Below are 13,580 nucleotides of genomic sequence, written 5' to 3'. Positions count from 1 at the left end.
ACCCGAGCGAACACAAATACGGGCTCGATGGGCAACGCGGCAGCAAGTCATCGACGGTTGGACGTGCAGCGACCCGCGCTACTGAGCCCTTACCTACCGGGCACCCCAAACAATCATCTTTCGGTACGCGCATAGAAATCAGCCGGGCCCCCGTCCGCTACGTCTGCAGGAGTCAATCTGCGATCCTGCCTCCGCCAGGTAGATTCACTGCCATGCAGCTCACGGCGATACCGGCGCTGACGTCGTGGCGTCACTCGGGTGCACGCGACGGTTTCGAGGTACTGTTCGCCCCCAGCGGCGCGAAAGGTCACACGCTTACCGGCGACACCACGGCCGTCGAAGGCGGAATCGGATGGAACGTCGGCTATACGATCACCGCCGATGAGTCGTGGCGAACTACGAGGGTGCATGCAACAAACCACACCGTAGAAGGCTCTGCGCACACACGTCTCGAACGCGGGAACGACGGGCAGTGGCTGGTCGACGGCGATCACCGGCCCGACCTGGACGGCTGTGTCGATGTAGATTTCGAGTCGTCCGCTGTCACGAACACCCTGCCCATCCACCGAATAGATTTTGCTGTCGGTGACACGATCAGCGTGCCTGCAGCGTTCGTACGGTCACACGATCTCAGTGTCGAACGGCTCGAACAAACCTACACACGGCTCGATGAGGCTGGGCGATTCGCCTACACATCGATATCATTCAATTTCGCGTGCGAACTGACGTACGACCACTTCGGGCTGATAGTGAACTACCCGTCCATCGCAATTCGGTTCTCCTAGAAGCCACTCCACATCGACGCATTTTGCATCCTGGCGAGATCGCTCAGTAGCGGGCTCGGAGTCCCGGCGCTCCGCGGGGGTTCACCTGGTCGTCCACTCGCCGCCGTTGACGGCGAACGTCTGGGCGGTGATCTGCCGGGCATCGGGTGAGGCCAGGAACTCGACCATGCCGGCGATATCGTCAGGATTTCCAGGCCTTTTCGTGATCGCGGCGTCAATCAGACTTGTCTTTTTGTCAGGGGTGAGCGCATCACGAAAGAACTCGGTGTCGGCGATGTACCCGGGTGCCACTGTGTTGGCGGTGATGCCACGCGGGCCGAGTTGACGTGCGAGGTCGACATTCCATGAGGCGACCGCAGCCTTGGCCGCACCGTAGGATCCGGCCCCTTTGTCGGCAGCGATAGAACCGATCGTTATGACCGCTCCGCCTTCAGCGATCGCCGGCATGAGTGCCGTAGTCATCAGAACCGCAGATACAACGTTCGACTCAAAGTTCGCCCGCCATGAGTCAGCGACAGCCGGAAGGGTGTCGACGTCCTCGCGGTCGAAGTCTGTGTTGCCACCCGCGTTATTGACCAGTACATCAATCTGACCGATGTCTGCAGCGAACCCAGCCACAGCCTCCGGGTCCGACGCATCGAAAGCCGCCACGGCACACCCGTGCCGATCTCCTGCGCGGCGTTTTCGAGGACCGCAGCGCGACGGCCGGTGATCACAACCTGATCGCCGGCCGCTGCGAACCTCACCGCGATTGCGCGGCCGATCCCGGTACCCCCTCCAGTGATCACAATCTTCTTCGACATCTGCTGCGACTCCTCCGCTAGACTGTTTATTTAGGCCTAAACGAGCGTATCGGCTAACCGGAAGAAGAGCAAACATGGCACTTGACCCCGACGATCCCATCGATGCCATCGCTCTGGCTTGGATACGGGAACGACCGCAGACGCCGATTCACTCGATCCCGATCGTGACCCGGATCTGGCAGGCAGCAAAACTATTCGGTGACGATCGCATGAGACTGCTCCGTGAGCATGGCACCGACTCGGCAACATTGGACCTGCTGTCAACCCTGCGACGCGCAGGAACACCGTATCGGCTCAGCACGCGCGAACTTGCCGACCAGGCGCTCATCACCGCCGGCGCAATCTCCCAACGAGTATCTCGCGCCGAAGGACAGGGCCTTGTCACACGACATGCCGATCCCAAAGTCGCACGGCGAGTGGAGGTTCAACTCACCGAACTGGGTCACCACACCGTCGAGCAACTGGTCGACACCGTCCTGCACCGGGAAAACCAACTCCTCAGCGGCCTGACCGTCGACGAGAGGAACCAGCTCCAACACCTCACCCGTCGACTACTCGAGGAACTGCACGCGACTCTCGACCATGATCACAAACCCGGGCACGTAGGAGATTGAATGCGGCAATCCGCCAGGGACTTATCCTCATGTGGCATGTCCATCCCCCATGGACCCTTTAGTCCCTAATGCTCGGCCAGCGTCAGTGCGGTAGGCCGGGCGTCTGGGCGTCGCTGTAGGTGACAAGAGGTCTGGGTCGCCACGCGCCGAGCGGTTTCGGTGTGCCGGCGCCGGGAAGCCACCAGCGGGGAGCGAGCTGCTGGTAGCGGTGGCGGAGTCGGTGTACGGCGTACCAGTGGAACTCTCCGATGGGGAACTGGCGAATGGGGATCACCGGTGCCGCACCGAGTTTGGTGTCTGCGATGGGAAGGGGTTGATAGTCGATCTTCGGGTGCAGAGGAGCTCGTAGAGCCATCGGACGTGGGCCTGTACGGGTAGACCGCTTCCAGGTGATGACTACATACAGCGACGGAATCACGGAGTCATCGATGCGGCGGGCGACGGTGATCGGCTGGTCGGTCGCAGTCAGCGTCCGGCCGGACCACAGATCAGCGACGATGGTCCCGTCGTAGAGGGTCAGCGAGCCTTCCATGTCGATCCATAAACCCGGCCCCAGTGCGGTGACCGCAACAGAGATGTCACGGACCGGGTCAGGGGCCTCGGGCGTACGAATGGGATGTGGGGCAGGGTCGATGATCAGTTCCAGGTTACGGCCCGAACCCACGCTGTTTCGTGCGCCGATTTGCAGCGAGACCGAGTACATCGCGACGAATAGAATTGCCACTATCACGGTCAAAAGAATCCAACCCACGGGTCCAACTATAAGGGGCGCTGAAGTTTCTGATCGCCGAAACATAGAGCGTGTGCAGGGCAACACCTGAATGCAGTCGGCGATCTCCCTATCTTTGGTCCCCGCAATTCACGGAGGAAGAACAGCGGCAATCAGGTCCTTCGAATGATGTCTATACGTGTGGTTTCGGGTGTGAAACTATGCGCTGTGGCGTGTTGATGATTGGTGATCTGGAGGGGTGCGCAGGTGTTGGGGTATCTGTCGATGATCGGTGGTCCAGGACTGCCATACACCTCCGTGGCCCTGGGACTTGTTCTGGTGGCGTTGGTAATCGGGGTCATTGACGTCTTGTGCCGCGACGACACCGGTGTTCGGCTCTTTCCACGGTGGGCATGGTTCTTGATTGTCCTGTTGCCGGTGGCCGGAACTGTGCTGTGGCTCGTCTTCGGACGTCCCACCCCGCGGCGACTGCGGCGGCGCCGGCGAAACCGCCCAGGTGAGCGGAAGCCGTCGGCGGCGGTGGTGGCGGCGTTTCCGGAGTATGACCGGCCGGGCAGGTTCGTGCCGCAAGACCCGGTTGCCGACGCCGAGTTCCTGCGCCAAGTTCGCCGGCGGGCAGAGGAACAGCGCCGTCTGGGCGAGATCGAACGTCGACGTCGCGAGGGGCTGGACGGCACAACTCCCTGAGCTCGGCTCGAGTTGCTTCTCACCCAGTCGTTTGTCCCCCAATGTCGGACCGCAGCTCGGTGACGTCGATCGCGCACGTCCAAACTCATCGGTGACCGGCGTTTGTGGGTCAACGCCAGTCGGCGGTCTCCGCGGCCGCGCGGTGGGTCTGCGCGAGGAATGACAAGACCATGGCTTCGGGATCCGCGGCTTGACGCACGAGGTGATACGGCAGCACGTACTCCCCCAGTTCGGTGTCCCAACGAGCAGGGGCCTGGACGGCCGGATGCGTGTCGTATCCGGCCGGATGCGGGTAGGCGTACGCGTAGAACACGCCTTCCTCGGCGCCACCGGGCCAATAGCCTGCGCTCGAGACCTCGTCGCTATAGGCCTCGTGCATGACCCAGTCAGGGCAGTTCGGGACACCACCCGGATGCTCAGGTGCAGACCGACCCGAGAACCGTGTGACGGCCAGATCGAATGCACCCCAGAAGAAGTGAACAGGTGAGGATTTTCCTCGGAACTCACCACGGAACTTCGAGAAAACACCGTGAGCACTGACGAGCGACCGCCAGAACCGAGTGACCGCGTCAGCGTCGTACGAGGCATGTGAGGTGTCTTCGGCGAACGGTGTCGCATCGGGCAGTTCGACGGGGGTTCCGACCAACGCAATGTCGAAGCCCAGGTCGGCCAAGTGGCGCGTGTACTCGGCGTAGAAGTCGGCAACAGTCCGCGGTTCGAGCTTCATTCGACGGGTGCTGCCGTCGGTCACGACAATGTGCAACTCGTGCTCGACGAAGTCGAAGCGAATCTCGAGCCCGCGGTTGCCTGCGACCATCAAAGACGTGGTCAGTCCCCGTGCGTCCACATACAGCGGGACTCCCCACCAGTGGTTGATCGCCGGTCCGAGCGCCATGCGCGTCTTGCCGACGATCTGCGTCCACAGATGAACCGTGTCTCTGGTGTCGATCCACGAATCCAACGGAAGTGCAGGCCAAGCGTCGTGTTGCGTTCCCATGAGCCCATGATCCACGACGTCTTGTCGACGCGTACGAAACTCGCGTCAGTCGATGTCGGTGGCGGGTCCGTCCTCGGTCGCCCCGCCTTCGCCGGTCCAATCGCCGGACTTCTCGCCTTCAGCCGGATCGGACTGTACATCGGAGTCCGCACCCTCACGTCCGGCGCCGGTGTCTTCGGTGTGCGGGTCGGTCCTCTTGTCTGTCATAGATGCGCCATACCCCAAAACGTCGGCCCTCAACCCCAGGCTGGGGTTTGCTCCCCCTTGTCGACCAAGCAGGCGAAGGTCAGTGCATCAGACCGGCGTCTTTACTGCCGTACGCCTCGCGGAGTTTGGGTTTGACGACTTTGCCGCCAGGGTTGCGCGGTAGTTCGTCGACAACGACGAGATCTTTGGGGTGCTTGAAGCGCGCCAGGTTCTCGTTGAGGTGCGGGCCGAGGTCGTCGATGGTAAGAGCGTCGACTCCGTCAGCCAGAACCACGACCGCGATCGGTACTTCACCCCATTTCGGGTCCGCCCGGCCGATGATGGCGGCTTCGGCGATGGCGGGATGGCTGTAGAGGACGTTCTCGACCTCGGCACAGTAGATGTTCTCGCCACCGGAGATGATCATGTCTTTGGCGCGGTCGACGACATAGAGAAAGCCCTCGTCGTCTTGCCGCACCAGATCGCCTGAGTGAAACCAGCCCCCTCGGAACGCTTCTGCCGTGGCCTGCGGATTCCGCCAGTAGCCCTTCATCAGATTGGGCCCACGGTAGACGATTTCACCGACCTCTCCTGGCTGGACGTCCTCCATCAGTGGATCGACGATACGGGCAGTCACCGCCGGCACCACTTTGCCGATCGATCCGATCTTTCGGATGGCGTCTTGCCCTTCGAGAAGAGTTGTCACCGGGGACATCTCGGTCTGTCCGAATGCAGTCATGTTGAGCGCCTCGGGGAAGAGTTCGTTCATCGCCTGGAGCACGGTGTCGGGTGCAGGCGCCGCTCCCCAACTGATTGTCCGCAGCTTGAGGTCGCGCGGCCTGGCACGTTGTGCCTCGCAGACCGCCTGCCACTGTGCAGGCACCATGAACACCGATGTTGTGCCCTCCTGCTCCAACGTGTCGAGCATGGCGTCGGGGTCGAACGCGCCGAGTGGATGGATGACCGCGCGGATGCCGCGATAGAACACCGGGGCAAAAGCGGCGATGCCGGCGATGTGGAAGATCGGGGGCACAACGGATGCGATGTCGCCCGGTTGACCATTAGAGGCGTTGATCGTCGTCATCGCCTGCGACTGCAAGTTGGCGTGGGTCAACATGGCGCCCTTCGGTTTTCCTGTGGTTCCCGAGGTGTACATGATGAGTGCAACGGTGTCTTCAGGGATATCGACTTCTGTGAGATCCCCAGGATCTGCGGTGATGAACGCTTCGTAGTCGAGGTGATCATCGACATCGCCGGCGTCGACGACGATGGTGGTGTCGATGGCACCCGTGGACGCTCGCACTGCGTCTGCCAGCGGCGCAAGCAGTCGTTCGGTGAGAATGACGGTGGCGCCACTGTCCTCGACGAGGTAACCCACCTCGGCCGGACTCATGCGAATGTTGACCGGAACAGGGATCGCACCGATCAGGTTCGCACCGAGGACCGCCTCGATGTATTCGGTTCGATTGAGCAGTGCCATCAGGATTCGGTCACCGAATCCGACGCCACGGTGCTGCAGTGCCGCAGCAAATCGGTGCGCCCGATTATCGAGCTCGCGCCAGGTTGTTGCGGCGCCGAGATACTTCACAGCAATGTCGTCCGGTGCCATCAGTGCATGTCGTCTCACCTGTGTGTTCCAAGTGTTCCGGCTCGAGCGCATCGGCTCATCGAGAAGTCCGCTGGTCGAGTCGGCCGCGACTGTCATTGGCGTGTCCCCTGGTGTTGTTGGACGTGGCGGTCCAGCCCTGGCTGTGACCTCGGTCTCACTGTAGAGCCTTCGGACGTAGTGCGCCTGCGAATCTGATCACGCGTGGTGCACGATTGAAAGAACGATCAGTGCAACGACTCAGCGCGGTCGAGACGGGTGACCACTCCTCGGTCGCCGTCCACTCGGACTCGGTCACCGGTTTTCAGCGTCTGCGTGGCCACCAAGGTGTTGACGACGCAGGGAAGGCCGAATTCCCGCGCGACCACCGCACCGTGGGACACCGAGCTACCGATATCGGTGACCAGCGCGGCGATGACGGTGAAGTACGGGGTCCAGCCGACGTCGGTGACCGGTGCGACGAGGATCTCGCCGGGCTGCACATCCCGAGCGTCCACAATCGATTTCGCGACGCGCACCACGCCTTCTACGGAGCCACGGCTCGCGGGTCTGCCGATGATCTCTCCATCGGTGACATCTCCGTGTGGTCGCGCGATGAGCGGGACCGGCCGCCCCACGGACACATCATCGAACTCGAGACTGTTCTGGAATGCCAACGCTTCCCGACGCTTTTGCGCGCTCGCGACGAGTGATGCGACATCGTCTGACCCGACAACACGGTGCAGTTCCGAACGGTCGAAAAAGAACACCAGATCTGCATCGGGCAGTCGCCCGACCTTCGCAAGCACCTCCCCCAGATGGCGATAGCCCAATTTGAGGGAGTGCGCCATCAGCGCCATCTTCGATTTCGTTTCCTCACGCCCGCGTGCACCACCCTGCGCCAAGCGGGCCAGGAATTTGATCGAGGAGGAGGTGGACGTCTGGACGACGGTGTTCACCGGTTCCCGATCGGCCCGATGAACTGTAGAGCGCACCATCACCTGCATCATCGCACCGAGGCCCTCCGGATCCTCGGCCCACGACGGGTCCCGCATACACAATTCCCGGTACCCCCGGTGGCCGTGACGTTCCAGGAACTGCCTCACGGCGGTCCCCGCGGCATTTCCGCTGGCCCGCAGATGAGTGACCGCAACACCCGGCTCGGCCGCCAGGAAGTCACTGGTGGCCACACCGTCGGAGACAATGGTGTGCACCACTGAGTCGAGTTCCTCGAGCATGAGCGCGCTTTCGACGTCGGAGGCACCGGCCATCAGCTTGGTCGCCTCTGCTCTGCCCTCGTCCTCGCCATGCCCGTTCTTGACTGCCTGCCTCATCAGCACGCTCTCGAGGATGTTGGCGGCAACCGCCGCGCGCGACGACGACCGCACATGTGTCAGTGTGATGTCGCAATACTGTTCAACACCAGATTCCAGCTCACGGAGCACAACCCGCGCATCGTCACTGGACGGGATTCGAAAATCGGCGATCTGATCGTGCAGTCGCCGGATCGCAGGGCCTGCCGACAACGCGTATGTACTGAGCCGCACCGTATTGATCAGCTTGGAAACGAGCGGTTTCGGTGGTTTGGGCTTCAACTCCTCGACTACCCGACCACAGATCGAGATGGAGAACTGCTCCAGCGAATTGCCGAGGAGACCAGAACTCAGACCTGTCCCCTCGGTCATGTTCAAGAACATGTGTCCCTGGAAATAGCCGACCTGCAGCCATGGCTTCTCATATTTGTCCTGAGCGCGCGCCACCACCTGAGTCATCTGCATCGCATAGTCGATTGCGAAACCGGAGACCGACGCGGTCAAGGGGCAGAATGCTCCCGGCATCATCTCGCCGATATTGCAGCGCGTGTAAACGTGGTCCTCGCCCGCGAGGGGTGAATCCATCTCGTTCAAATCCCCGGGAAGGGTGGTGATCGGCCGGGCCTGCAGCCACCACAATGTTCCGGATCGGTCGATTGCCCACTCGAGATCCATGGGCCTGCCCCACTGTTCCGCAGCGCGCAGCGCACCGGACCGTATATTCGCGATCTCGTCGGGCGCCAAAACCGGAACTTCCCCGACCTCCCGCACGGCGGGGTTGCCCTCGCGATCGAGGAGCAGATGGTCTGGCGATGCAGTTCCGTCGACGAGCGCTTCGCCGAGGCCCGCAATGGCGTCGATGACCATGAGGTCGCGCCGACCGGTGGCCGGATCGGCGGTGAACACGACGCCGGCGGCGCGCGCGTCCACCATGCGTTGCACCACCAAATGCATGGTGGCAGTGGGTTGTCCGCTGTACGACGAGGCGCGTCGTGAATGCACGGAGTCGGCGCAGGTGTGCACGGCTGCTACGAAGTCATCGACGGAGTCGACTCCCAGCACGGAGTCGTACTGCCCGGCAAAGGACTGATCGTCACCGTCTTCCCCGAGTGCCGATGACCTGACCGCCACCGGGGTTGCTCCGCGGGCGGCCATCCGCGAGAAGCACTCCCCTGCTTCGCGTGCATCGACATCGGCTGACGCGTCGGCGATGACGAAACCCACCGGCACAGGAAGGCCCAGACGACGCAAAGCGGCGAGTCCGGCCGCTTTGCCGCCGTAGCGGTCGTCGGTGACATCGTCGAATTCGACCGTTGTCAGTGTCATGAAGATCCTTTCAACGCGTCCACTATCTCGGCCAACGCCCCGACCTCGATGGGGCTGGGTTGGTAGAGGCAGATCCGGTCCGATACCCCGTCGACACGGTCACGGATGTGCGACGCGACCTCGGCCGGCGTTCCGCATGCGGCGATGGTGTGCAGGATCTCGTCGTCGATCAAGCCGGCCATCTCTTTCCATCTGCCCTGCTTGGACATGGCGTTCAGTTCAGGTTGCAGATCACCCCAGCCGTGGGCGTCGAGCACCGGCCGGTATGCCGGAGTGGAACCGTAGAACGCCAGCAGCATCCGGGTCGAGGCGTGGTCATCGTCCCGCCCGGTGCCGACCGACACGATGACCTCGGGAATCACCTCGAAGTCCTTCTCGGAGCGACCGGCAGCAGCCAGTCCGTTGCGGACAGCAGGCAGCGTCGTCTCGTGGAGTAACCGCTTGGAACCGAAAGGCATCACCAACAGGCCGTCGGCCACTTCGGCGGTGGCTGCGGTCAGCCGAGGGCCGAGGGCTCCGAGATAGATCGGGGGTGGGCCGAAGGGGTTCGGCCCGGGAACGAAGGTCGGCGTCATCAAGGTGTGCCGGTAGAACTCGCCGCGAAAGTCCAGCCGTTCCCCGTCGTTCCAGGTCGCGAAGATGGCTCGCAGCGCGCCCACCATCTCCTTCATCCGGGCTACGGGACGATCGAACTCGGCGCCGTATCGCTTCTCGATCTGCGCACGTACCTGCGTGCCCAGCCCCAGGATGAAGCGACCTTCGCTCAGCAGTTGCAGGTCATTGGCCTGGTGCGCGAGCTGAATCGGGTTGCGGGGAAACGCGATCGCGACGTTCGACATCACGTCGAGACCGCTCACGGACGAAGCCAGCACCAGAGGGGTGAAGACGTCGAACGGACCTTCGAAGGTGAACACGCCGGATGCGCCGGCTTCCTTGAGCAGCTGCGCCCGTTCGACTGCGTCGGTGGGCCCGAACAGCGCTGTCATGATCTTCATCTCGGGTGCCTACTTCGCCACGTCGGTCCAGTCGGAAAATCCCGACGGGTGGTGCGGACCGATCACGCCGTGCTCGAACAATCCCGCACCCTTGCGGACCGTTCCGTCGGCTTCGGTGCACACCGCCGCACCGACATGGTCGATGAGGCTGAACGGCGCCCGGGCCATCACCTCGGGATCCGTCAGGTCGAAGCTGACACGTTCGGCGAACGGTCCGCCTTTCCAGCTCCCGTGCGCCCACGAGGAGTCACCGCCATAGCCCGACCCGAAGGCGATGGGCGCAAACAACTTCGATTCGACGTCCAACGTGATCTGGTCTCCAGCCCTGTTCATGAACTCGACATGGGCTCCCCGCGGAATGCGTGTTCCGGGGGTGTAGTCGATGCTCACGCGTACTCCGTCGAGTTGTTCGACACGGCCATCTCTCCAACGCCGTGTGCAGTCGTACAGGCTGCGATGGCCGTCAGGATCTTCTTGCAGGATCAAGAACAGCTGGTAGTCGTCGAACGCGAGTGGAAGGTAGACCCACCACATTCCACGGAAAGCGGCATCCGGGCGCCCGGTCGGCTCGGGTTCACCGACCGGTCGGATCCCCCACGATCGATCGCGGCTGGCCACACTGGTGTCGTGATCGACATCCAAGCGTTCGCCGTCCACGTCGATCCAGCCCTGCCACGACCCGACCTGTGCGAATCGGCTTGCCTGCAACGTCACTCGTCGCTCGGTGAGCATCTCGTGCGGCTTCTCCAAAGCGGCAGGAAACAGGCCGCGCCAGGTGAGATCTGCGGAGATACCCTCAGTTTTGGCCAGTGTCAGGTGTATCTGCTGCAAGGGTTCTATGATATCGAGACTGTAACCTCCCACGTTCTGGTGGAGGCGGTCGTCATCGATGGCGTCGCTCAGGTGCACCGCGGTCTGCGTGTCTCCACGACGAACAACGAAGTACGCATCTTTGACGCCGAGGCGCGGGTAGTACCCGATCCCTGTCAGCGCCATGAAACGACCTTCTCGGTCGAGCACATTGAAGTACGACCGGTCATAGAAGTTCCGATCGGAGGTGGCCGGCCAGGACAGCGGTGCAGGCGTCTGATGGATCGGATACTCGTCGAGCGGGCTCAGGTTCACAGATCTCCCTCAAATACGATGCACGTTGTATTGGAACTATGCTGTTGTCATGACAGCAGAAAGCCGCAACGAAGGCAAGAGGTCAGCGCAGTCGGCGCCGGGTCGGCCACGAGACGGCAGGATCGACGCCGCGATCATCACGGCCACCCGCGAGTTGATTCTCCAGACGGGTTATTCCGCGTTGTCGTTGTCGGCGATCGCCGCGCGCGCCGGTACCACCACGGCTGCCATCTACCGGCGGTGGTCCGGTAAAGCCCAACTCGTTCACGAAGCCGTGCTGTTCGCCGAGTCGATCCCCACGCCGAACGATTCTGGTGACATCCGGGCGGAGATCCGAGGTTTGGTCGAGACCGTCCGGATCATCTTCGACAGACCCGAGGTGAGGTTGGCCCTCCCAGGTCTGATCGCGGATACGGTGGCAGATCCCGAACTGCACACTCTGATGATCGCCCGGTTGGGCGGAAACCTGACGGCATTCGAGTCTCGGTTCGGGCAGGAGCGTCGCGATGATGATTATCTGCCCATGCTCGCCGAAGTGGTCGCCGGCACTGCGATTTTCCGCATTCTCATCCGCCGGGACGCCGCGTTGGACGATACGTGGGTGGACGAGATGACCGAAATGATCACCGAACGCTGGCCCGCCGAGAAGACGCGCGACGGTAACTGAACTCGGCCGTTGCCAAAGGGAAGTTGGCACGAGGGGCCACTTTCGGGCTACGCGTGCAGAACCGTCAGGTCTCCGTCCCGGTAGGACGCGCGCAAACGCTTCTTGTCGAACTTGCCGACGCTGGTTTTCGGCACTTCGTCGATCAACGCCCAGTTTTCGGGCAGCTGCCAACCTGCAACCTTGTCGGAAAGGTACTCCTTGAGTTGGTCAACGGTGACGTCGCCGGCGTCGCTGCGTAAAACCACGGCCACCAGCGGACGTTCATCCCACTTCTCGTCCGGGACACCGATCACCGCGGCTTCTGCGACCGCCGGGTGTCCCATCACCGCATTCTCGAGGTCCACCGACGAGATCCATTCGCCACCGGACTTGATGATGTCTTTGGTGCGGTCGGTGAGCGTGAGGTATCCGTCCGGGGTGATGGAACCGACGTCACCTGTTCTCAGCCAACCGTGGTCGAACTTGTCAGGGGTGTCGACTCCGTAATAGGAACCCGCGATCCAGGGCCCCCGGACCTCGAGTTCGCCGACGGTCCGTCCGTCGTGAGGCAATGTGGTGCCGTCGTCGGATACCAGACGTGCCTGGACCGAGGCGGGGAACCTGCCTTGCGAGTATCGGTATCGCCACATCTCGTCACCGGAGACGCCCGCGGGTGGACGCGCCACCGAGCCGAGTGGTGATGTCTCGGTCATCCCCCAGGCGTGGAGCACCGTCACCTGATGGTCTTTCTCGAAGGAGTGCATCAGCGAGGGCGGCACGGCCGAGCCACCGACCAGTACTTCCCTCATGAACGAGATGTCTTGAGGATGCTGCTCGAGATAGAGGTGCAGACCCTGCCAGATCGTCGGCACTGCAGCAGCCAGAGTCGGCTTCTCCGAGTCGATTATCGCGGCCAACGGCTCAGGCTGCAGAAAACGATCGGGCATGATCAACGAAGCGCCGATCATGAAGGCGGCATAGGGCAGTCCCCACGCCATGGCATGGAACTGTGGCACCACGGCAAGCGCCCGGTCTCCTTGCCGGAGGTTCGGACCATCGCTCATGCACACCTGCATCGAGTGCAAGTAGATCGAACGATGGGAATAGACAACCCCTTTCGGGTCCCCCGTGGTGCCCGAGGTGTAACACATCGCCGCACCACTGCGCTCATCGACGTCGGGCCACGCGAACTCCGTCGATTGCTCGGCGAGCAACAATTCATAGGCGTGGACCTGCACCCCCTCCGGCACTGTGATTTCCGCGGTCGACGAACCCGTCACGATGACATGTCGAACATTGGAGAGTTTGGGAAGATGCGGTTCGAGAAGCGGGATCAACGACGGATCGACGACGATCACGTGATCGTCGGCGTGGTTGACGACGTGGATCAACTGCTCGGGGAACAGTCTGATGTTGAGGGTGTGCAGGACCGCGCCCATCGACGGAATGGCGAGGTAGCACTCCAAGTGTTCGGCGTTGTTCCACATGAAGGTCCCCACGCGCTCGTCGCCGGTGACACCGAGTCCGCGGAGCGCATGCGCCAGCGCTCCGCAGCGCCGACCGACCTCCGCATATGTGCGAACTTCCGGTCCGGCATCGGTCCACGTCGACACCGTCGCCTCGCCGTGAACCGTACTCCCTTGCCGCAGGATCTGACTGATCGACAGTGGTGCGTCTTGCATGGTGCTCAGCATGATTTTTCCCGATCCGCCAGGTGTGTGATTACTTCGGGTCCATTCCACCAACTTCATGTCGGTGTGAGTCGAGAACGCCCAGATTCCTCTTTGG

General features: G+C 62.3%; 13 protein-coding genes and 1 pseudogene. 4 read left to right on the top strand and 10 right to left on the bottom strand.

The features are described 5' to 3' along the window. The first annotated feature begins 212 nt into the window (after positions 1 to 212). Positions 213 to 785, top strand: a complete 573-nt coding sequence (locus DFR67_RS01125) for a putative glycolipid-binding domain-containing protein (RefSeq protein WP_110467575.1) — start codon at positions 213 to 215, stop codon at positions 783 to 785. An 81-nt stretch (positions 786 to 866) separates the two neighbouring features. On the opposite strand, the gene DFR67_RS01120 is transcribed toward DFR67_RS01125, so the two are convergent. Together DFR67_RS01120 and DFR67_RS31350 are read right to left on the bottom strand one after the other, a co-directional pair. Beyond that, on the bottom strand, positions 867 to 1,403 hold the full coding sequence (locus DFR67_RS01120) for an SDR family NAD(P)-dependent oxidoreductase (RefSeq protein ID WP_281268290.1): 537 nt from the start codon (positions 1,401 to 1,403) through the stop codon (positions 867 to 869). Positions 1,404 to 1,504: 101 nt separating this feature from the next. Then, positions 1,505 to 1,588 (bottom strand): annotated as a pseudogene (locus tag DFR67_RS31350) (3-oxoacyl-ACP reductase); the annotation flags it as partial. Between the two features lie 74 nt (positions 1,589 to 1,662). Between DFR67_RS31350 and DFR67_RS01115 the strand changes: the two are divergent. Next, positions 1,663 to 2,202, top strand: coding sequence for a MarR family winged helix-turn-helix transcriptional regulator (locus DFR67_RS01115; protein WP_110467574.1), 540 nt, complete (start codon positions 1,663 to 1,665; stop codon positions 2,200 to 2,202). Between the two features lie 82 nt (positions 2,203 to 2,284). Here the strand turns inward: DFR67_RS01115 and DFR67_RS01110 are convergent, their stop codons facing one another. Further along, complete coding sequence (locus tag DFR67_RS01110) at positions 2,285 to 2,953, bottom strand: hypothetical protein (protein WP_146240339.1); 669 nt, start codon at positions 2,951 to 2,953, stop codon at positions 2,285 to 2,287. Between the two features lie 204 nt (positions 2,954 to 3,157). Here DFR67_RS01110 and DFR67_RS01105 point away from each other — a divergent pair, with 204 nt between their 5' ends. Beyond that, positions 3,158 to 3,619 carry a PLDc N-terminal domain-containing protein gene (locus DFR67_RS01105; RefSeq protein ID WP_245937642.1) on the top strand — a complete coding sequence of 154 codons (462 nt, stop codon included), beginning with the start codon at positions 3,158 to 3,160 and terminating at the stop codon, positions 3,617 to 3,619. Between the two features lie 109 nt (positions 3,620 to 3,728). Here DFR67_RS01105 and DFR67_RS01100 read toward each other — a convergent pair whose 3' ends face one another. The 6 genes from DFR67_RS01100 to DFR67_RS01080 all read right to left on the bottom strand — a co-directional run bounded on the left by DFR67_RS01100 (position 3,729) and on the right by DFR67_RS01080 (position 11,146). Further along, complete coding sequence (locus DFR67_RS01100; RefSeq protein ID WP_110467866.1) at positions 3,729 to 4,616, bottom strand: DUF5996 family protein; 888 nt, start codon at positions 4,614 to 4,616, stop codon at positions 3,729 to 3,731. 45 nt (positions 4,617 to 4,661) lie between these two features. Next, positions 4,662 to 4,823 carry a hypothetical protein gene (locus tag DFR67_RS30735; protein ID WP_170135184.1) on the bottom strand — a complete coding sequence of 54 codons (162 nt, stop codon included), beginning with the start codon at positions 4,821 to 4,823 and terminating at the stop codon, positions 4,662 to 4,664. Between the two features lie 79 nt (positions 4,824 to 4,902). Then, entirely contained in the window at positions 4,903 to 6,507 is a 1,605-nt protein-coding gene (gene fadD5, locus DFR67_RS01095; protein WP_110467572.1) for a fatty-acid--CoA ligase FadD5, read from the bottom strand. Between the two features lie 128 nt (positions 6,508 to 6,635). Then, positions 6,636 to 9,026, bottom strand: a complete 2,391-nt coding sequence (locus tag DFR67_RS01090) for a PEP/pyruvate-binding domain-containing protein (RefSeq protein ID WP_110467571.1) — start codon at positions 9,024 to 9,026, stop codon at positions 6,636 to 6,638. Further along, the gene (locus tag DFR67_RS01085) at positions 9,023 to 10,021 is read right to left on the bottom strand and encodes a TIGR03617 family F420-dependent LLM class oxidoreductase (RefSeq protein WP_110467570.1); all 999 of its coding nucleotides are present in this window, start codon (positions 10,019 to 10,021) and stop codon (positions 9,023 to 9,025) included. The genes DFR67_RS01090 and DFR67_RS01085 overlap by 4 nt, the downstream gene beginning before the upstream one ends. Before the next feature lie 9 nt (positions 10,022 to 10,030). Beyond that, positions 10,031 to 11,146 carry an Rv3169 family protein gene (locus DFR67_RS01080; RefSeq protein WP_110467569.1) on the bottom strand — a complete coding sequence of 372 codons (1,116 nt, stop codon included), beginning with the start codon at positions 11,144 to 11,146 and terminating at the stop codon, positions 10,031 to 10,033. A 49-nt stretch (positions 11,147 to 11,195) separates the two neighbouring features. Between DFR67_RS01080 and DFR67_RS01075 the strand changes: the two genes are divergently transcribed. After that, positions 11,196 to 11,813, top strand: a complete 618-nt coding sequence (locus tag DFR67_RS01075) for a TetR-like C-terminal domain-containing protein (RefSeq protein ID WP_110467568.1) — start codon at positions 11,196 to 11,198, stop codon at positions 11,811 to 11,813. Between the two features lie 47 nt (positions 11,814 to 11,860). On the opposite strand, the gene DFR67_RS01070 is transcribed toward DFR67_RS01075, so the two are convergent. After that, complete coding sequence (locus DFR67_RS01070) at positions 11,861 to 13,486, bottom strand: long-chain fatty acid--CoA ligase (RefSeq protein ID WP_110467865.1); 1,626 nt, start codon at positions 13,484 to 13,486, stop codon at positions 11,861 to 11,863. Positions 13,487 to 13,580 lie beyond the last annotated feature (94 nt).

This window comes from Williamsia limnetica (genome assembly GCF_003217475.1).
In the GTDB taxonomy this organism is placed as follows: domain Bacteria; phylum Actinomycetota; class Actinomycetes; order Mycobacteriales; family Mycobacteriaceae; genus Williamsia; species Williamsia limnetica.
The sequence above is the reverse complement of the archived record's forward strand: the minus strand, read 5'-3'. Positions and strand labels throughout refer to the sequence as shown.

Coding starts and splice junctions, on each gene's coding strand:
- DFR67_RS01125 (WP_110467575.1), top strand. CDS start 213: ATGCAGCTCACGGCGATACCGGCGCTGACGTCGTGGCGTCACTCGGGT.
- DFR67_RS01115 (WP_110467574.1), top strand. CDS start 1,663: ATGGCACTTGACCCCGACGATCCCATCGATGCCATCGCTCTGGCTTGG.
- DFR67_RS01100 (WP_110467866.1), bottom strand. CDS start 4,616: ATGGGAACGCAACACGACGCTTGGCCTGCACTTCCGTTGGATTCGTGG.
- DFR67_RS30735 (WP_170135184.1), bottom strand. CDS start 4,823: ATGACAGACAAGAGGACCGACCCGCACACCGAAGACACCGGCGCCGGA.
- fadD5 (WP_110467572.1), bottom strand. CDS start 6,507: ATGACAGTCGCGGCCGACTCGACCAGCGGACTTCTCGATGAGCCGATG.
- DFR67_RS01090 (WP_110467571.1), bottom strand. CDS start 9,026: ATGACACTGACAACGGTCGAATTCGACGATGTCACCGACGACCGCTAC.
- DFR67_RS01085 (WP_110467570.1), bottom strand. CDS start 10,021: ATGAAGATCATGACAGCGCTGTTCGGGCCCACCGACGCAGTCGAACGG.
- DFR67_RS01075 (WP_110467568.1), top strand. CDS start 11,196: ATGACAGCAGAAAGCCGCAACGAAGGCAAGAGGTCAGCGCAGTCGGCG.
- DFR67_RS01070 (WP_110467865.1), bottom strand. CDS start 13,486: ATGCTGAGCACCATGCAAGACGCACCACTGTCGATCAGTCAGATCCTG.